At 58.6% G+C, this 19,303-nt stretch carries 16 protein-coding genes; 7 read left to right on the plus strand and 9 right to left on the minus strand.

Annotated features, from left to right (window positions below; translation table 11 throughout):
• Positions 1 to 109 precede the first annotated feature (109 nt).
• From gcvT to gcvP, 3 genes are all read left to right on the plus strand, one after another.
• Positions 110 to 1,192, plus strand: coding sequence for a glycine cleavage system aminomethyltransferase GcvT (gcvT, locus tag ACVBEG_RS25430; protein WP_322176929.1), 1,083 nt, complete (start codon positions 110 to 112; stop codon positions 1,190 to 1,192).
• A gap of 46 nt (positions 1,193 to 1,238) precedes the next feature.
• Positions 1,239 to 1,622 (plus strand): glycine cleavage system protein GcvH, encoded by a 384-nt coding sequence (gene gcvH, locus ACVBEG_RS25435; protein WP_322176928.1) that lies wholly within the window; start codon positions 1,239 to 1,241, stop codon positions 1,620 to 1,622.
• A 125-nt stretch (positions 1,623 to 1,747) separates the two neighbouring features.
• Entirely contained in the window at positions 1,748 to 4,621 is a 2,874-nt protein-coding gene (gcvP, locus tag ACVBEG_RS25440) for an aminomethyl-transferring glycine dehydrogenase (RefSeq protein WP_447108400.1), read from the plus strand.
• A 66-nt stretch (positions 4,622 to 4,687) separates the two neighbouring features.
• Here the strand turns inward: gcvP and ACVBEG_RS25445 are convergent, their stop codons facing one another.
• The 5 genes from ACVBEG_RS25445 to ACVBEG_RS25465 form a co-directional block, all read right to left on the minus strand.
• Positions 4,688 to 5,008 (minus strand): DUF2388 domain-containing protein, encoded by a 321-nt coding sequence (locus ACVBEG_RS25445; RefSeq protein ID WP_322176926.1) that lies wholly within the window; start codon positions 5,006 to 5,008, stop codon positions 4,688 to 4,690.
• Positions 5,009 to 5,079: 71 nt separating this feature from the next.
• Positions 5,080 to 5,529: an NfeD family protein gene (locus tag ACVBEG_RS25450; RefSeq protein WP_322182932.1), complete on the minus strand. Its 450-nt coding sequence runs from the start codon at positions 5,527 to 5,529 to the stop codon at positions 5,080 to 5,082.
• A 13-nt stretch (positions 5,530 to 5,542) separates the two neighbouring features.
• Positions 5,543 to 6,463 carry an SPFH domain-containing protein gene (locus tag ACVBEG_RS25455; RefSeq protein WP_219062944.1) on the minus strand — a complete coding sequence of 307 codons (921 nt, stop codon included), beginning with the start codon at positions 6,461 to 6,463 and terminating at the stop codon, positions 5,543 to 5,545.
• Positions 6,464 to 6,657: 194 nt separating this feature from the next.
• Positions 6,658 to 8,442 carry a GspE/PulE family protein gene (locus tag ACVBEG_RS25460; RefSeq protein ID WP_322176925.1) on the minus strand — a complete coding sequence of 595 codons (1,785 nt, stop codon included), beginning with the start codon at positions 8,440 to 8,442 and terminating at the stop codon, positions 6,658 to 6,660.
• Positions 8,443 to 8,559: 117 nt separating this feature from the next.
• A complete protein-coding gene (locus tag ACVBEG_RS25465) occupies positions 8,560 to 8,907 on the minus strand; it encodes a hypothetical protein (RefSeq protein WP_322176924.1) in 348 nt (115 codons plus the stop codon).
• 128 nt (positions 8,908 to 9,035) lie between these two features.
• Between ACVBEG_RS25465 and ACVBEG_RS25470 the strand changes: the two genes are divergently transcribed.
• Complete coding sequence (locus ACVBEG_RS25470) at positions 9,036 to 9,506, plus strand: Lrp/AsnC family transcriptional regulator (RefSeq protein WP_322176923.1); 471 nt, start codon at positions 9,036 to 9,038, stop codon at positions 9,504 to 9,506.
• A gap of 99 nt (positions 9,507 to 9,605) precedes the next feature.
• On the opposite strand, the gene ACVBEG_RS25475 is transcribed toward ACVBEG_RS25470, so the two are convergent.
• Positions 9,606 to 10,973 carry a CYTH domain-containing protein gene (locus ACVBEG_RS25475; protein WP_322176922.1) on the minus strand — a complete coding sequence of 456 codons (1,368 nt, stop codon included), beginning with the start codon at positions 10,971 to 10,973 and terminating at the stop codon, positions 9,606 to 9,608.
• 142 nt (positions 10,974 to 11,115) lie between these two features.
• Between ACVBEG_RS25475 and argE the strand changes: the two genes are divergently transcribed.
• Both argE and argA read left to right on the plus strand, forming a co-directional pair.
• Positions 11,116 to 12,264 (plus strand): acetylornithine deacetylase, encoded by a 1,149-nt coding sequence (gene argE, locus ACVBEG_RS25480; RefSeq protein ID WP_447108401.1) that lies wholly within the window; start codon positions 11,116 to 11,118, stop codon positions 12,262 to 12,264.
• Positions 12,265 to 12,410: 146 nt separating this feature from the next.
• Entirely contained in the window at positions 12,411 to 13,709 is a 1,299-nt protein-coding gene (gene argA, locus ACVBEG_RS25485; protein ID WP_322176920.1) for an amino-acid N-acetyltransferase, read from the plus strand.
• 57 nt (positions 13,710 to 13,766) lie between these two features.
• Here the strand turns inward: argA and gshA are convergent, their stop codons facing one another.
• The 3 genes from gshA to ACVBEG_RS25500 form a co-directional block, all read right to left on the minus strand.
• Positions 13,767 to 15,353 (minus strand): glutamate--cysteine ligase, encoded by a 1,587-nt coding sequence (gshA, locus tag ACVBEG_RS25490; protein WP_322176919.1) that lies wholly within the window; start codon positions 15,351 to 15,353, stop codon positions 13,767 to 13,769.
• A gap of 199 nt (positions 15,354 to 15,552) precedes the next feature.
• Positions 15,553 to 15,936, minus strand: coding sequence for a PaaI family thioesterase (locus tag ACVBEG_RS25495; RefSeq protein ID WP_322176918.1), 384 nt, complete (start codon positions 15,934 to 15,936; stop codon positions 15,553 to 15,555).
• Entirely contained in the window at positions 15,936 to 18,263 is a 2,328-nt protein-coding gene (locus ACVBEG_RS25500) for a Tex family protein (RefSeq protein WP_322176917.1), read from the minus strand. The genes ACVBEG_RS25495 and ACVBEG_RS25500 overlap by 1 nt, the downstream gene beginning before the upstream one ends.
• Positions 18,264 to 18,495: 232 nt before the next feature.
• Between ACVBEG_RS25500 and ompR the strand changes: the two genes are divergently transcribed.
• A complete protein-coding gene (ompR, locus tag ACVBEG_RS25505; RefSeq protein WP_219062907.1) occupies positions 18,496 to 19,236 on the plus strand; it encodes an osmolarity response regulator transcription factor OmpR in 741 nt (246 codons plus the stop codon).
• Positions 19,237 to 19,303 lie beyond the last annotated feature (67 nt).

Genomic DNA, 19,303 nt, shown 5'->3' on the forward strand with positions numbered 1-19,303 from the left:
GTCTGTCAGACTCGTCGGGTCGTTGAAACCTGCTGGAAGCCTCTGTTTTAGAGGCTTTGCCCGGTGTCGCGCCTCTCCGCACCTTCGCCACGCCCGGAAGGAGAAACCCATGGGACAGCGTACGCCCCTCTTTGACCTGCACGTCGCACTTGGCGCCAAGATGGTCGATTTTGGTGGTTGGGATATGCCGTTGCATTACGGCTCACAAGTCGAGGAGCACCATCAAGTGCGCCGCGACTGTGGGGTTTTCGATGTTTCTCATATGACCGTCATCGACATCGCTGGCAGTCAGGCCAAGGCCTGGCTCCAGTATTTACTGGCGAATGACGTCGGTCGCCTGCTTGAGCCTGGCCGAGCGCTGTACAGTGCAATGCTCAACACCGAGGGTGGTGTGATCGACGACATGCTCGTCTATCTCACCGACAGTGGTTATCGTCTGGTGGTAAATGCGGCGACTGGCGCCAAGGACCTTGCCTGGATGCACGCGCATCTGGCGGGCTTCGAGGTCCAACTGGTCGAGCGTAGCGACCTCGCGATGTTAGCGATTCAAGGCCCCCACGCGCGACACAAAATCGCCGAACTGGTGACCAGCGCACGCGGTGCATTGATCCAGCATCTGCAGCCCTTCGAAGGGCGCAGCGAAGGCGACTGGTTCATCGCCCGTACCGGTTACACCGGTGAAGACGGCCTGGAAATCATTCTGCCCGCGGCTCAAGCCCCAGGGTTTTTCAACGATCTGGTCGGCGCGGGTATTTCGCCTATCGGCCTGGGCGCACGCGATACGTTGCGCCTTGAGGCCGGGATGAACCTTTATGGCCAGGATATAGACGAGCAGGTATCGCCGTTGGCGGCCAACATGGCCTGGACCATCGCCTGGGAGCCTGCCGAGCGTGATTTCATCGGGCGCACCGCGGTTGAAAAAGAGCGGGCTGCGGGCGTGAAGCTCAAGCTGGTCGGGCTGGTGCTGGAGGAACGCGGGGTATTGCGCGCCCATCAGGTCGTCCGAATCGCAGAAGTTGGCGAAGGAGAGATCACCAGTGGTAGTTTCTCGCCTACGCTAAGCAAATCGATTGCCTTGGCGCGTGTGCCAATGGCGACCGCTGACCGGGCCGAGGTGGAAATCCGCGGCAAGTGGTATCCGGTTCGCGTGGTACAACCTAATTTCGTACGTCATGGCAAAGCCTTGATCTAACTTTCTCTGGCGGTTTTTCCGCTGACCTGATGTAGAGGATGACTATATGAGCAATATCCCCGCTGATCTGCGTTTTGCCGAAAGCCACGAATGGGCTCGCCTTGAAACTGACGGCACGGTAACCGTTGGTATCTCCGACCACGCTCAGGAAGCCTTGGGTGATGTCGTGTACGTCGAACTGCCGGAAATCGGCACAGTGTTTGCCGCTGGCGATACAGCGGGCGTGGTCGAGTCGGTTAAAGCAGCGTCGGATATTTACTCGCCAGTGTCGGGTGAAGTGATTGCGACCAACGAAGGCCTGGGTGGCTCCCCGGAGCTGTTGAACAGCGACCCATACGGGGCGTGGATCTTCAAGGTCAAGCCAGGCAACACCGCCGAGATGGAAAAACTGCTGGACGCAGCGGCTTATAAAAGCGCGATTGGCGAGTAACGATTTAGCGCAAAGAAGGGCCGCGTGAACAGTGTATAGATAGTTTCTCTACACAAATGGCAATCTCTTCCTAGACTCAATAGGCCTCGACCTGTCGAGGCTTTGTCTTATAAGAGAGCGCCGTCATGTCCCAGTTGCCGTCCTTGAGCCAGTTGCAAGACCCGAATGTCTTCCTGCGGCGCCACCTTGGCCCGGATGCCAGGGAGCAGCAGGCTATGCTCGAAACACTTGGCGTGACCAGCCGAACGGAACTGATCGAGCAGACGGTGCCGCCGGCCATCCGCTTCAATCGGGCGCTGGAGTTGCCTGCCGCGCTCGACGAGGACGCCGCGCTGGCCAAGCTCAAAGGCTACGCCGAGCAGAATCAGGTGTGGACCAGCCTGATCGGCATGGGCTACCACGGCACCCTCACGCCGACCGTGATTGTGCGCAACGTCCTGGAAAATCCTGGCTGGTACACCGCCTATACGCCTTATCAGCCCGAGATCGCTCAAGGCCGCCTTGAATCGCTGTTGAATTTTCAGCAACTGACCATCGACCTGACGGGTCTGGAACTGGCCAACGCCTCCTTGCTCGACGAAGCCACCGCTGCCGCCGAGGCCATGGCCCTGGCCAAGCGCGTCGCCAAGTCCAGAAGCAACTTGTTTTTCGTCGACGAAAACTGCCACCCGCAAACTATTTCCGTGGTTCAGACGCGGGCGCAAGGTTTCGGCTTCGAACTGATCATCGATTCGGTGGACAATCTCTCCAGGCACAAGGTCTTTGGTGCGCTGCTGCAATACCCGGATACCCACGGAGAAATTCGCGACCTGCGCCCGTTGATCGAGCAACTGCATGTCCAGCAAGCGCTGGCCTGCGTGTCGGCTGACCTGCTTAGCCTGTTGCTGCTGACCCCGCCGGGAGAAATGGGCGCCGACGTGGTATTTGGTTCGTCGCAACGTTTTGGCGTACCGATGGGCTATGGCGGCCCGCACGCGGCCTATTTTGCCTGTCGCGATGAGTTCAAACGTGCAATGCCGGGGCGGATCATCGGTGTGTCCAAAGACGCGCGTGGCAACGTGGCTTTGCGCATGGCCCTGCAAACCCGTGAACAGCATATCCGCCGCGAGAAGGCCAACTCCAATATCTGCACCGCGCAAGTCTTGCTGGCCAATATCGCCAGCTTCTATGCGGTGTATCACGGGCCTGAAGGGCTCAAACGCATCGCCCAGCGGGTTCACCGGCTGACGACCATTCTGGCTGCGGGTTTAGCGCGCAAAGGGCTGCAGCGCATCAACAGGCGGTTCTTCGACACCTTGACCCTGGATGTCGGCGGTAGCCAGAGCGCGATCCTCGACAGCGCCAGGGATGTACAGATTAACCTGCGCATTCTTGGGGACGGCAAGCTGGGGCTGAGCCTGGATGAACGTTGCAGCGAGGCGACCGTAGAGCGCCTGTTCGATATATTTCTGGGGGCCGATCATGGGCTTAACATCGCCGAACTGGACGCGGAAACTCTGGAATCAGGCATTCCCGGCGCGTTGCTGCGCACCTCGGCGTACCTGACCCATCCGGTGTTCAGCATGCATCACAGCGAAACCGAGATGCTGCGTTACCTCAAGCAGCTGGAGAACAAGGACCTGGCGCTGGACCAGTCAATGATTCCCCTCGGTTCGTGCACCATGAAACTCAACGCCACCAGCGAAATGATCCCTATTACCTGGCCCGAGTTCGCCAATCTGCATCCTTTCGTTCCACGTGAACAGGCGCTCGGTTACACCTCCATGATTGACGAACTCGAAGCCTGGCTGTGCGCGATCACCGGTTTCGACGCTGTTTGCATGCAACCCAACTCCGGCGCGCAAGGCGAATATGCCGGGCTGCTGGCGATCCACAAATACCACCTGAGCCGTCATGAGGATAAGCGTGAGATTTGCCTTATCCCTTCGTCGGCGCATGGCACCAACCCGGCATCGGCTCAGATGGCCGGTATGCACGTGGTGATCGTTGAGTGCGACAAGGCGGGTAACGTTGACCTTGCTGACTTGAAAGCCAAGGCGCAAGAAGCGGGGGACACGTTGTCGTGCCTGATGGTCACCTATCCCTCTACCCATGGCGTGTATGAAGAAGGCATTCGCGATATCTGCGAGATTATTCACAGCCATGGCGGCCAGGTGTACATGGATGGCGCCAACCTCAACGCCCAGGTCGGGCTGGCCCGGCCAGCAGACATCGGTGCCGATGTGTCGCACATGAACCTGCACAAAACGTTCTGTATCCCGCATGGCGGTGGCGGTCCAGGCATGGGGCCGATTGGCGTGCGCGCCCATTTGGCGCCGTTTGTGGCCAACCACCCGGTGGTCCCGCTGGAAGGGCCGAACCCGCAGAATACGGCTGTCAGCGCTGCGCCTTGGGGCAGCGCAAGCATTTTGCCGATCAGTTGGATGTACATCGCGATGATGGGCCCGCAATTGGCGGATGCCAGTGAAGTGGCGATCCTCAGCGCGAATTATCTGGCGCAGCAATTGGGTGGCGCGTTCCCGCTGCTCTACAGCGGCCGCAATGACCGCGTCGCGCACGAGTGCATCATTGATTTGCGTCCGATCAAGGCGCAAACGGGGATCAGCGAAGAGGACGTCGCCAAGCGCCTGATGGATTATGGTTTTCACGCGCCGACCATGTCATTCCCTGTCCCCGGCACCTTGATGATCGAGCCCACTGAAAGTGAGTCCAAGGCAGAACTGGATCGCTTTATCGAGGCGATGCTCAGTATTCGCGCGGAAATCACCGAGGTGCAAAACGGCAGTTGGCCTGGCGAAAACAATCCGTTGAAGGGCGCACCGCATACCCTGGCTGACATCACCGGCATCTGGGAACGCCCGTACAGCATCGCCCAGGCAGTCACGCCCACTCGGCATACACGGCTGCACAAGTATTGGCCCGCGGTGAACCGGGTAGACAACGTTTACGGTGACCGGAATCTGTTCTGCGCCTGCGTGCCGGTGGATGAATATCGCTAAGTAGTGGCCATAAAAAATGCCGCTCGATGAGCGGCATTTCAATGTGCGCTAGCGGTCAGTCATGAATCATTCGGCGGCAACCAGATTCTTTGTCAGAATCGCGTTCGCCAGTTCCATGTCCGTGGCTTTGAGCCCTGGGTTATCGGTACGTACCTGTTCCATGGCAGCTTCCAGGAACGGACCGCGGATACCACCTTCGCTGGCGACGAAGCTACCCGCATCATCCTGAGCGGCAACGATCAGCTTACGGTCATGTCTGAAGGTCAGGTATGTGGAAGCTGTTGTGGCGCCTGATGAAAGCACGTCTCGCAAGAATCCGTCTGCCATTGCTGACCCGACGGGGAGTGAAAGCAAAGCCAATGTAAATACTGCAAGCTTAAGGCGCATGATAGGTGACTCCGACGTGGTTGTTCTAAAAGATTGGATTGTCGAAGCCTCGTCGGAGTTCCGTACCTGACTCAGGATATAGCTTCAACTCTCAAAATAGCGCCTTCCTGTCTGACTACCCGCACCTGACTGCCCACCGGCAAGTCGGGGCCGATTACCATCCACACGCCATCATTCACTTTGATCTTTCCGCGTCCGCCGACAATCGCACTCTGGACCACAAACGTGTGCCCGATCAGTTCTTGCCCGCGCATGTTCAGACCCGGTTGATCCGAAGGACGAACCACGTTGCGTTGACGCCGCCACCAATACAACGCCGTCAGGACCGAAAGCAGACCGAACAACAGAAATTGCAGGGTCCATGGCAGCGCGGGGATCAAAAAGCTGATAACCCCGACGCCTGCCGCTGCGACACCGATCCACAGCAAATAGCCGCCAGCGCCGAACACTTCAAGAATCAGCAACACCGTGCCCAGCCCCAGCCAGTCCCAGAACGACAGGTGTTGCAGGTAGTCCCAGATCATGGGTCGCGCCTCAGCCCTTTTTAGTGTCGAAGGTAGCTTTGACGATCTCGCCGATACCGCCCACGGCACCAATCACTTGACTGGCTTCGAGTGGCATCAAGATCACTTTGCTGTTGTTGGCTGACGCGAGTTTACCCAGCGCATCGATGTATTTCTGTGCGACAAAATAGTTGATCGCCTGCACGTTGCCGTTGGCAATCGCTTCGGACACCACTTGGGTGGCCCGTGCCTCTGCTTCGGCTTGACGCTCCCGCGCCTCGGATTCAAGGAACGCCGCCTGACGACCGCCTTCGGCTTCGAGGATCTGTGCCTGCTTCTTGCCTTCAGCGGTGAGAATCGCCGATGCCCGAAGGCCTTCTGCTTCCAGAATCTGCGCGCGCTTGATCCGCTCCGCTTTCATCTGCCCGGACATTGCAGCCATCAGATCGGCGGGCGGGCTGATGTCCTTGATCTCGATCCGGGTGATCTTTATTCCCCATGGCGCGGTCGCTTCATCGACAGTGCGCAGCAGCTTTTCATTGATGCCGTCGCGCTGACTAAGCATGGCATCCAGTTCCATGGAGCCGAGCACCGTACGGATATTGGTTTGCAGCAGGTTACGGATCGCGTGCTCGAGGTTATTCACCTCGTACGCGGCCTGCGCGGTGTTGACCACCTGAAAGAAGCACACCGCATCAATCTGCACCGTGGCGTTGTCAGCGGTGATGACTTCCTGCGGCGGGATATCCAGCACGCTTTCCATCACATTGATCTTGCGCCCGATACGGTCCATCACCGGCACGATGATGTTGAGGCCCGGTTTCAGGGTATTGGTATAACGGCCAAAGCGTTCCACCGTCCATTGATAACCTTGCGGCACCACCTTGAAACCCATGAACACAATGGCAATCGCCAGCCCGACGAAAAGTAAAAGCACACTACCGATTTGCATAACGGTTCCCTGTTTTGGTTATGGATTGTCTGGTGATGAACGGCTCATTTAGGCAGAAATACGAGGGTGATGGCGATATAATTCAGAATAGATTTGTACAAAATGTGCCGAATACATTGGCTTCCACAGGACATGTGCTGTCCAGTGTGGAGCCAATTCATTCGCGATGACAGTGTGTCAGACAAGGATAACCATCACCGCTGCTCACTCTGCGGCGTTACCCGCAACACCTCTTCGAGCGTGGTCAGCCCGGCGGATATTTTCTGCGCGCCGGACAAGCGCAAGCTGCGCATGCCTTCCTTGAAGGCTTGGCGGCGTATGGCGGTGAGGTCGAGGTCGGCGCTGATCAGGGCTTTGACGCTGTCGGACATCAACATGATTTCGTACACTCCGGCGCGGCCGCGATACCCGGTGTCGCGACATTCTACGCAGCCGACAGCGCGTTGAGCACCGCTCGGGACAGGTGCTTGCCACGGGCGGGTCAGGGTTTGCCAGTCGCTTTCTTCCAGCTCGATGGGGGCTTTGCAGTGCGGGCAGAGAGTGCGCACCAGTCGTTGGGCCATGACGCCGAGGAGGGTGGCCTTGAGCAGGTAATGGGGCACGCCCAGTTCCAGTAGGCGGCTAATGGCGCTCGGCGCGTCGTTGGTGTGCAGGGTGGACAGCACGAGGTGGCCGGTCAGCGCGGCCTGGATCGCCATTTCTGCGGTCTCCAGATCACGAATTTCGCCGATCATGATGATGTCCGGGTCCTGACGCATCAGTGCGCGCACGCCGCTGGCAAACGTCAGGTCGATGTTGTGCTGGACCTGCATCTGGTTGAACGCCGGCTCGACCATCTCGATGGGGTCTTCAATGGTGCAGAGATTGACCTCCGAGGTCGCCAGCTTTTTCAGGGTTGTATAAAGCGTCGTGGTCTTGCCCGAACCGGTTGGGCCCGTGACCAGAATGATGCCGTTGGGTTGCTGAGTCATGTCCTGCCAGCGGCGCAGGTCATCGCCGGAAAAGCCCAGTTGATCGAAGTTTTTCAGCAGCACTTCCGGGTCGAAAATCCGCATCACCATCTTTTCGCCGAATGCGGTGGGCAAGGTCGACAGGCGCAGCTCGACTTCGCCGCCCTCAGGCGTGGTGGTCTTGACCCGGCCATCCTGCGGTTTGCGTTTCTCGGCAACGTTCATTCGCCCCAGGCTTTTCAGGCGGCTGACGATGGCCATGGTGACTTGGGCTGGAAATTGATAGACGTTGTGCAGCACGCCGTCGATGCGAAAACGCACGGTGCCCTGTTCACGGCGGGGCTCGATATGGATATCGCTGGCACGCTGCTGGAACGCATATTGGAACAGCCAATCGACGATGTTGACGATGTGCGCGTCGTTGGCGTCGGGTTCCTGGTCACTGGCGCCGAGCTTGAGCAACTGTTCAAAATTGCCCAGATTGCTCATTTTCAGATCAGAGGCATTGGCACCGCTGACCGACTTCGCCAGCCGGAAAAACTCCACGGCCAAACGCTGGATGTCTGCCGGATTGGCGACTACGCGTTTGATCGGCAATTTCAGTACATGCGTCAGGTCTGCTTCCCAGGCGCTGACGAAGGGCTGGGCACTGGCGATGGTCACCGATTCGCGGTCCACGGCCACCGCGAGGATCTTGTGTCGTTGGGCAAAAGCGTACGACATCAGCGGCGTGATGGCCGCAACGTCGATCTTCAGCGGATCGATGCGCAGGTAAGGCTGACCGACCTGCTGCGCGAGCCAGAGGGTGAGGCTTTCCAGGTCGAGCTTCTTGCCAGGCCGCTTTAAATCATCGAGATGTTGGGCGGCGATGAACTCCAGCGGGTGCAATTGAATGTTCAGAGCTGAACGGCGCAGAGTGAGCGCGTATTCAGCACTTTCTTGATCGGTAAACCCTTGAGCAACCAAGTCGTGTAGCAGATCGTTGAGATCCAGCCAACGGTCTTGGGTAACTGAGGCGAGGACGGACATGCGGGCTCCTTGGGACAGTTCTGCTCTGACCGGCTAATGGCAAGACAAGAATAGTCCCCGGCGCGTCGCATGTGTTACCCGGAGCGAGGTGAAGGGTTGCGAAAATTTACCGAATCATTATCCGACGGCCAGAACTACCTGTTGCGGTAAGACGTTCTGAATTGGATTGGGTTCCAGGGTGACTGAACAAATATTGATCAAGTTACGCATTTTTTCGCCAATGACTTGCGCCCGGTGCCAGCTTAATCCGTCCAGCTGGACGTCAATCATCAGCATCTGATCTTGCTGCAAAACGCTGACCTGTTGCGGAATCAAATACTGCATCGCAAACAGATTCAGCACCCGGCATAAAAGGTCGGGCTCTGCCTCGGCAAGGATTTGATAGTACGCACGGGTATGGGCATTGCTGGAGGACCAGACGTCAGGGCGCAGTGGCGCGGAACTTGAAAATTCAAACGTTGGCATGCGGGCCTCTCCTGTTTCTACTGAGGGAGATTTTTGCATACGGAAAAAGAAATTTCTTATCGATGATCGATTGGATTAGCCTTATTGCGACTTGTTAATGCAGGTTTATCTGTGAATAGGAGATTTTTATGCAAGGCGAGCTGGACCTCTATGATCGGAAAATTCTGGCGTTGCTGCAGGAAGACGCTTCGCTCTCCAGCGCGCAAATTGCCGAACAGGTCGGCTTGTCGCAATCGCCGTGTTGGCGGCGCATTCAGCGTCTCAAGGATGAGGGGGTAATCCGACGTCAGGTCACATTGCTGGACCGCAAGAAAATCGGCCTCAATACGCAAATTTTCGCCGAGGTAAAACTCAATGCCCATGGCCGCTCCAACTTCACGGAGTTTACCGAAGCCATTCGCGGTTTTCCGGAGGTGCTGGAGTGTTATGTGCTGATGGGGTCGGTGGACTTTTTGCTGCGCATTGTGACTGCGGATATCGAGGCTTATGAGCGGTTCTTCTTTGAGAAGTTATCGCTGGTGCCGGGGATTCAGGAGGTCAACTCGACGGTGGCGTTGTCAGAGATCAAATCCACCACGAGTTTGCCGATATTGGGCTGACGGGGTGCCAGGTGGACCGCGTCAGGCCATTCGCATTTGAATTCGCTCCCCCGGAAAACATGCAATCCTTGTGGGGCGAATTCATTTGTGAAGTCGGTATTACAACCGCAGCAAGGTCTTCCATGCGCGGCTTTGGAACACCACAACGGTCTGTTGCACGCGCGCGTCGAGGATTTCGTCGCTGATCGGCTCAAGCGCCAATTGCTCAAGTTTGTTCAGCTCGCCGTACAAGCGGTCCAACTCTGGCAAATCCAGTACGCCACGGGCCAAATGCAGCCAGGCCTGAATGCGTTCTATGCGCGGCAGTTGTTCCGCCAGGTCTTCCGGTTGTTGCTGATAGCGACCCAATTGCAGCGAAGTCGCTTCTTCAGCCAGCAGGCGCGGTACCCAGTTAGCCAGTTGCGCCGCGCCCTGGCGGTTGCCGCGGGTGTTGCGGTCAGCGGTCCAACTGCGAGCCAGCAGCCAGCGCGAGGTGTTCAAGGAGAACAGGCCCCAACGGGTGTCGGTAAGCTCTTCGATGAACTGGGCGGGCGCTTCGGTGCGGACGTCGGGGTCGTCTTGACCGGCCTGGACCAGCGGGCGCCAGTCTTCGAGCAAGGCGTCCAGCGATGCGCGCAACTCGTGGGTCGAGGTGCGTGGCGCGGCCTGACCCAGGCTGCCAACCAACGCGCGCAGTTCGGACAGCAACGCCACCCAATCCTGCAACAAACGCCAGTGGCCGTTGAAACGGTACTGCTCAGCCAGACGCTGGCTGCTGGCCAACAAATGCCAGGCCAGCGCGGCGAAGGCGTCGTCCAGCGGCATTTCTGCGGTCAGTTCAGGTGCCGGTAGGCTCAGTGAGTAGCTATTGGCGTCGAACAGGCGATAGCCACGCTCGGCTTTGCTGATGTCGCAGGGCATCAACGGCAGCGTGGCAGCCAGTTCAGCGGCCAGCTCCAGCAGCGCGGAAGGATCACCTTCGCGCAGTTCCAGCTCCAGTTCGCAGATTTCTTCTTCCTGCTTGCCAGCAACTACCCGGCCTAGGTCCAGAGCAGCTTCAATCACGACTTTAGCCTTGCCACGACCCCAGGCGATTTCCGCACGTTCGCGGACGAAGTCGGTGGTGAACGCCGGTTTGATGGTCTTTTTATCCAGCTCGGCCAGCTCTTCCGGCCAGCATTCGCCATCGAGCTTTTTAAGGTCGAGCTTGGCTTTGGGCAGATCCCAATTGTATTCATTGCGCTCGGACAGGCCAGCAACGCTTTGCCCGCGAGTCTTCAACGTCTGAATGATCGCGTCGCCATCACGGCGCAGGCGCAGGGCCACTTTGGCATTTGCCAGGTCGCGTTCAGGCGTGTCGAAATACTGATTGAACAGCTCAAGGCGTTCCCAGCCACTTTTGTTGCGCTTTTTCAGCAGTGGGTGGTCGCGCAGGGCGGCGAGGGTTTCGCGGCTGACGCGGAGTTTGATTTCGGTTTCTTTCTGCATGGCCGGGGAATCCAAGCGCTAATCGCTAATAACGGGAGCGCAGCCTGCAAATACGTGGCTGCTGAGGCCGAACAGTGTACAGGACATGTTTATTCATGGGGGCCGATAGCCCTATGATGGTGCTCAAACGAGGAGATTACTCATGCCCTTGCCGTCCATGAAAGACCAGTTTTCCGCGTTGATTGCAGCGCCGTCGGTGAGTTGCACCCAGCCCGCGCTGGATCAATCCAACCGTGCCGTGATCGATCTGCTGGCGACCTGGCTGGGTGATCTGGGGTTTGCCTGTGACATTCAGCAGGTGTCGCCCGGCAAGTTCAACCTGTTGGCGAGTTTCGGCAGCGGCCCGGGCGGTCTGGTATTGGCTGGGCACAGCGACACCGTGCCGTTCGATGGCGCGCTGTGGCAAACCGATCCGCTCAAACTGACCGAGGTCGATGGGCGTTGGGTAGGGCTGGGCAGTTGCGACATGAAAGGCTTCTTTGCCTTGGTCATCGATGCAGTGCAGCCGTTGCTCGATCAACCGTTCAAGCAACCGTTGTTGATTCTCGCCACCTGCGATGAAGAAAGCTCCATGGCCGGCGCTCGAGCGTTGGCCGCAGCGGGTCGTCCTTTGGGTCGTGCGGCGGTGATCGGTGAGCCGACCGGGCTCAAGCCGATTCGCCTGCACAAGGGCGTAATGATGGAGCGCATCAATATTCTCGGCCGCAGCGGCCATTCGTCCGACCCGAGTCTGGGTCACAGCGCGCTGGAGGCGATGCACGCGGCGATCAGCGAATTGAAGGGCCTGCGTCAGCAATGGCAAGGCGAATACCACAACCCGCAGTTCAGCGTGCCACAGCCGACCCTGAACTTCGGGTGCATTCATGGCGGTGACAACCCGAACCGGATTTGCGGTCAATGCTCGCTGGAGTTCGACATGCGGCCCCTGCCGGGCATGGACCCGCAGGTGTTGCGTGCCGCGATTCGGCAGAAGCTGCAACCGCTGGCAGAACTGCATAAGGTGCAAATAGACTATGCGCCGCTGTTTCCCGAAGTGCCGCCGTTCGAACAGGCCGCCGATGCCGAATTGGTGCGCGTCGCCGAACGTCTGACCGGGCATCGCGCCGAGGCAGTAGCGTTTGGCACCGAAGCGCCTTATCTTCAGCGCCTGGGCTGCGAAACCCTGGTTTTGGGCCCTGGTGACATTGCCTGTGCTCATCAGCCAGGCGAATACCTTGAAATGTCACGCTTGCAGCCTACGGTGCGTCTATTACGTCAGTTGGTTGAACATTATTGCCTGACCCCCGCATGAGTCGGGTCAGCTCAAGTGATTTCGAAGCCGTTGGGCTCTAAATAGAAGGAGAATGCGCGTGTTGCCAAGCCTGTTCCGACGATAACCACCACAGTGCTGTGTGTGTTCTTACGCGTTCGTCCAATCTTTTACAGGCTCTTCAAGTCATGCCCGACTACGTTAACTGGCTTCGCCACGCTTCGCCGTACATCAATGCCCACCGCGATTGCACCTTTGTTGTCATGCTGCCCGGCGACGGTATAGATCATCCGAATTTCGGCAATATCGTCCATGACCTGGTGCTGTTGCACAGCCTCGGCGTGCGACTGGTGCTGGTGTACGGCTCTCGCCCGCAGATTGAAAGCCGTCTGGCGGCGCGCGGCCTGACACCGCAATTCCATCGTAATTTGCGGGTCACCGATGCGGCGACCCTCGAATGCGTCATCGACGCGGTAGGCTCCCTGCGTGTCGCTATCGAAGCACGCCTGTCCATGGACATGGCCGCTTCACCGATGCAGGGTTCGCGCTTGCGCGTGGCGGGTGGCAATCTGGTGACTGCGCGGCCGATTGGTGTGGTCGAAGGCGTGGATTATCACCACACAGGCGAAGTGCGCCGGGTCGACCGCAAAGGCATCAACCGCCTGCTCGACGAGCGCTCCATCGTGTTGTTGTCGCCGCTGGGGTATTCGCCGACGGGGGAGACGTTCAACATCGCCTGCGAAGACGTCGCCACCCGCGCCGCCATTGACCTGGGCGCGGATAAATTGCTGCTGTTCGGTGCCGAGAGCGGCCTGCTGGATGACCAGGGCAAGTTGGTGCGCGAGCTGCGTCCACAACAAGTTCCGGCGCACATGCTAAGGCTGGGGAGCAACTATCAGGCCGAACTGCTCGATGCAGCGGCGCAAGCGTGCCGTGGCGGTGTCGGTCGCAGCCATATCATCAGTTACGCCGAAGACGGTGCTTTGTTGACCGAGCTGTTCACCCGCGACGGTTGCGGCACGCTGGTCGCGCAAGAGCAGTTTGAACTGGTGCGTGAGGCGGCGATTGAAGACGTCGGCGGTTTGCTGGATTTGATCACTCCGCTGGAAGAGCAGGGGATTCTGGTGCGCCGTTCGCGCGAAGTACTGGAGCGCGAGATCGAGCAATTCAGCGTGGTCGAGCGCGAAGGGCTGATCATTGCCTGTGCCGCGCTGTACCAGATCGCCGATTCAGATGCTGGCGAGTTGGCCTGCCTGGCCGTCAGTCCGGAATACCGCCATGGCCGGCGTGGCGATGAACTGTTGGAGAGGATTGAAGCCCGGGCCCGGGCGAAGGGCTTGAAGACCCTGTTCGTCCTCACCACCCGCACCGCGCATTGGTTCCGTGAGCGCGGGTTTGAGCCGAGCAGCGTCGACCGCCTGCCCAGCGCACGAGCATCGCTTTACAACTATCAGCGCAATTCGAAAATCTTCGAGAAGGCGTTGTAGGGGCTGTGTCCATCGCGGCGGAACGTGCTTGTAACTGCACGTCCTGCCGCGATGGCGTCAGTTACTGATCGCCAAAATGCTTGCTTGATACGAACCGACAAACGTATCGAAATCGACAATCTCTTCGGTTTGCTCCAGCTCGACCTGTTGGGTAATTGAGTTGCGGGCCAGGGTTTCGAAGTGCAACTGTTCTTCAGCGCTCAACGGTTCGCTGCGGAAGTACTCAGCGTGTACCTGGCTCTGACGGAAGGAGAACGCGGTGAAGCCTTCCTTGTGTTCAGTCATGCTTGCCAGCACTTGTGCCGAAGGTGTCCGTGAAGAATCGTTGACCTTGGCCAATTGCGCGGCCAGGGCTTTAACGTGTTCTTCGCCGCCGTGGCTCTGATCAAGTAGCTGCGACAACGGTGCGATTTTTTCCAGCAACTCGGTGGCCCAGGCTTTCAAGTCGATCGTGGTGTCGTTACGCCGCAATTCCAGACCCGGACGACGACCTTCCTTGACCACCGTCAGGAAGTTCGAGGCTGCGTTGGTACATTCGTTGTTCGCCAGTTGCGGGCTGTCCTGCAGGGCGCAATACAGCACGAACGCGTCGATGAAGCGCGCTTGCTGCAAATCGATACCCATAGGCAGGAAAGGGTTGATGTCCAGGCAGCGGACCTCAACGTATTGCACGCCACGGGCCACCAGCGCCTGAATCGGACGTTCGCCGGAGTAGGTCACGCGTTTAGGGCGAATGTTGGAGTAGTACTCGTTTTCGATCTGCAGGATGTTGGTGTTGAGCTGAATCCACTCGCCATCCTTGTGGGTGCCGATCTCGACATACGGCGGATACGGCGTCGCCACCGCTTTACGCAGGCTGTCGGTGTAGCTGGTCAAGTCGTTGTAGCACGGGGTCAAGCCGGCCTGGGCGTTGCTCTGGTAGCCCAGATCGCTCATGCGCAGGCTGGTGGCGTAGGGCAGGTACAGCGTGTCGGCGTCCCATTGCTCCAACTGATGCGAGCGACCGCGCAAGAAGCTTGCATCCAGTGCCGGCGAGGCGCCGAACAGGTACATCAGTAGCCAGCTGTAACGGCGGAAGTTGCGAATCAGGGCGATATAGGACGCCGACTGATAGTCGCGGTCCGTGCCGACAAAGCCTTCGGCCTGCTTGAGCAGCGGCCAGACTTTTTCCGGCAAGGAGAAGTTGTAGTGAATGCCGGCGATGCACTGCATGGTCTTGCCGTACCGCAAGGCCAGGCCTTTGCGATAGACGTACTTGAGCTGACCGATATTCGAGGTGCCGTAGTAGGCAATCGGGATATCTTCTTCGGCTGGCAGCGGACACGGCATCGAAGGGCTCCACAGGTACTCGTTGCCGAGCTTGCTGTAGGCGAATCGATGGATCTTGTCCAGGCTGGACAGGGTTTCGGCCGGGTCCGGCAGCGCGGGCGTGATGAACTCAAGCAGCGACTCGGAGTAATCGGTCGTGATTTGCTCGTGGGTCAGCGCTGCGCCCAGTTGTTCCGGGTGCGGTGTCTGCGCCAGGCGTGCTTCGCCCGTCACGCGCAGGCATTCACGCTCAATCCCGTGCAGGCACTGCTCCATCAGGGAGAGGTTAGTGCGCTCGCTAAGCAGAGCCAGGCGGCGGTTGAGAAGTTCGCTCAAGTTGGATTCCTTCACGCGTCGGTCGCCCCAATATGGGGGTGGAAATGACGGTCTACAAGGGTGAAGAGAGGAACTGGCGTTGTCGCCTGGTTTTGGTTTGAAACGCCGATGCCCGTTACTTGGTCTGGCCGCAGCCCGAACAGAAAATTCCGACACTGTTTTCGCAGTGCCGAAATTAACCCAAATCGACGTGCGACAGCTAGATGACTGCGAACGTCCCTTGTGCTTTTGCGACCAGTTTGTCGCCCTGCAGCACTTCTGCCTCGACAACCAGCGTGCGCCGCCCGGCATGCAACACCTTAGCGATGCACAGCACCTCGCCTTCGGACACAGCCCGGACGTAGTTGATCTTGCACTCGACCGTCACGCTCTGCTGATCGAAACCGTGGGAGCTGGAACAGGCCAGCCCCATGGCGATATCGACCAGGCTGAAGATCGCACCGCCATGCATCACGTTGCCGCGATTGCGCAGGTGAGGTTCCAGCGCCAGGCTGACTTCGGCAACGCCGTCGTCCAGGCGCTGCAGCTGGCAGCCGAGCATCTTGAAATAAGCGCTCTGGGTCAGCCCTTCGGGGATGACCATCAACGTTTCTTCAACTGTTTGGCGTTGGCGAACAACGAAGCCATTGCGTTATTGGTCGGTGCTGCGGCTACCGGGGCTTCCTTGCGGGGCGTGGTTTGTTGTTGCGAGCGAGGAGCAGACCCAGGACGCGCGCCACGGGCACCGTCGATTTTCTCGCCTGGGGTGTCGCTCATGCGCATCGACAGGCCGACGCGTTTGCGCGGGATATCGACTTCCATGACCTTGACCTTGACCACGTCACCGGCCTTGACCGCTTCACGCGGGTCCTTGATGAACTTCTCGGACAGCGCGGAGATATGGACCAGACCGTCCTGATGCACGCCGATATCGACGAAAGCGCCGAAGTTGGTCACGTTGGTGACCACGCCTTCGAGGATCATCCCCAACTCCAGGTCCTTGAGCTCTTCGACGCCGTCTTGGAACTCGGCTGTCTTGAACTCGGGGCGAGGGTCGCGGCCCGGTTTTTCCAGCTCTTGCAGAATGTCGGTGACGGTCGGCAGGCCGAAAGTTTCATCGGTGTATTTTTTCGGATCAAGGCGCTTGAGGAAGCTAGCGTCGCCAATCAACGAACGGATATCACGGTCTGTTTCAGCGGCGATGCGTTTTACGAGCGGATAGGCTTCCGGGTGAACTGCCGAGGAATCCAGTGGGTTGTCGCCGTTCATTACACGCAGGAAGCCGGCAGCCTGTTCGTAAGTCTTTTCGCCGAGGCGACTGACTTTCTTCAACGAAGCACGGGTCTTGAAGGCGCCGTTTTCATCGCGGTGAGCGACGATATTTTGCGCCAGCGTGGTGTTCAGGCCAGAGATGCGGGCGAGCAAGGCAACCGATGCGGTATTCACATCGACGCCAACAGCGTTCACGCAGTCCTCGACCACCGCATCCAGGCCTCGCGCCAGTTTCAGCTGCGAAACGTCGTGCTGGTACTGACCGACACCGATAGATTTCGGATCGATTTTCACCAGTTCGGCCAACGGGTCTTGCAGGCGGCGGGCAATCGACACCGCGCCACGGATCGTCACGTCCAGCTCCGGGAATTCCTTGGCAGCCAGCTCGGAAGCCGAGTACACAGAGGCACCGGCTTCGGACACCATCACTTTGGTCATTTTCAGACCTGGGTATTTTTTGATCAGTTCGGCGGCCAGTTTATCGGTCTCGCGGCTGGCAGTGCCGTTGCCGATAGCGATCAGGTCCACCGAATGCTTGGCGCACAGTGCGGCCAACACGGCGATGGTCTGGTCCCACTGATTCTTGGGTACGTGCGGATAAACCGTCGCGTAATCGAGCAGCTTGCCGGTCGCGTCGACCACCGCCACTTTGCACCCGGTGCGCAGACCAGGGTCCAGGCCCAAGGTGGCGCGAGGGCCAGCCGGTGCCGCCAGCAGCAGATCATGCAGATTGTGCGCGAACACATTGATCGCTTCGGTTTCCGCGCCGTCGCGCAGTTCGCCCAACAAGTCGGTTTCCAAATGGGTGTAGAGCTTGACCTTCCAGGTCCAGCGGACCACTTCGGCCAGCCATTTATCGGCGGGGCGATTCTGGTTTTGCAGGCCGAAACGCTCGCTGATCATCATTTCACACGGGTGCATGGCGCCAGGCAGCTCTTCGCCAACTTTCAGGGATGAGCTGAGAAAACCTTCGTTACGACCGCGAAAAATGGCCAGGGCGCGGTGCGATGGCATGCTTTTCAGGGGTTCGTCGTGTTCGAAGTAATCGCGGAACTTGGCGCCGGCTTCTTCCTTGCCAGCTACCACGCGGGCGCTGAGAACAGCCTCGTGTTTGAGGAAGCTGCGCAGTTTCTCCAGGAGGTTGGCGTCTTCGGCGAAGCGCTCCATCAGGATGTATTTGGCGCCTTCGAGGGCGGCTTTCACATCGGCCACGCCTTTTTCCGCGTCGACAAACCGTGCTGCCTCGCTTTCCGGGTTCAGGGTCGGGTCGTTGAACAGACCGTCGGCCAACTCGCCCAGGCCAGCTTCCAGGGCAATCTGGCCCTTGGTGCGGCGCTTTTGTTTGTAGGGCAGGTACAAATCTTCGAGGCGGGTTTTGGTGTCGGCGAGTTTGATGTCGCGCGCCAGCTCCGGGGTCAGCTTGCCTTGCTCTTCGATGCTCGCAAGGATGCTGATGCGCCGCTCGTCGAGTTCGCGCAGGTAGCGCAGGCGCTCTTCCAGGTGGCGTAACTGGGTGTCATCAAGGCTGCCGGTCACTTCTTTACGGTAACGGGAGATGAACGGCACGGTTGAGCCTTCATCCAGCAGAGCGACGGCCGCTGCGACCTGCTGTGGGCGGACACCGAGTTCCTCGGCGATGCGGCTGTTGATGCTGTCCATAAAACCACCTGGCAAATTGTGAGCAAATAAAACGCGATTGGCCATTGTCAGGCGCTACCTGACTTCAAGGCGGCGCATTATACCCAGCGATCTCTGAATAGGGGGATTGCGCCCTTTCACGAGGGCTACCAACAACCGTTGCTGGCGACTCAGGAAAAATCTGCTAACAATGCACACAGTACGTAAACCGGCAGCTACGCCATAATGCGCACCGAGATCAAAGGAGCATCTAATGAGCAGTACTGCACAACCTGCTGAAGGCGAAAAAATCCTCATCGTTGACGACGACCCAGGATTAAGCAGCCTGTTAGAGCGTTTTTTCACCAGCAAAGGCTATCGCGCGCGCGCCGTGGCCAACGTCGAGCAAATGGATCGCCTGCTCGCACGCGAGGTTTTCCACCTCGTTGTCCTCGATTTGATGCTGCCGGGTGAAGACGGGCTGTCCGCTTGCCGCCGCTTGCGTGCTGCGAACAATCAGGTGCCGATCATCATGCTGACCGCCAAAGGCGATGAGCTGAGCCGAATTCGTGGTCTGGAGTTGGGGGCTGACGATTACCTGTCCAAGCCGTTCAACCCCGATGAACTGGTGGCACGGGTCAAAGCCGTATTGCGTCGTCAGGCGGTGCCTGTTCCCGGTGCGCCAGGCAGTGAAGATGAGTCCGTGACATTCGGTGACTATGAACTGTCGCTGGCAACCCGTGAGCTCAAGCGTGGCGATGAAGTGCACATGCTGACCACTGGCGAATTCGCGGTGCTCAAAGCGTTGGTGATGCATGCCCGCGAGCCGTTGACCCGCGACAAGTTGATGAACCTGGCCCGTGGACGCGAGTGGGATGCGTTGGAGCGTTCCATCGATGTACAGATTTCGCGACTGCGTCGCTTGATCGAGCCGGACCCTTCCAAACCGCGCTACATCCAGACTGTCTGGGGCGTGGGTTATGTGTTTGTTCCCGATGGTGCCGGAACCAAGTGATTGGCGCTGTGTAGGCGCCAACCAGGACCGCTGAGTCCTGACTGACACACTCGATAGCCCTGTTCAG

The organism is Pseudomonas sp. GG8 (assembly GCF_052976945.1).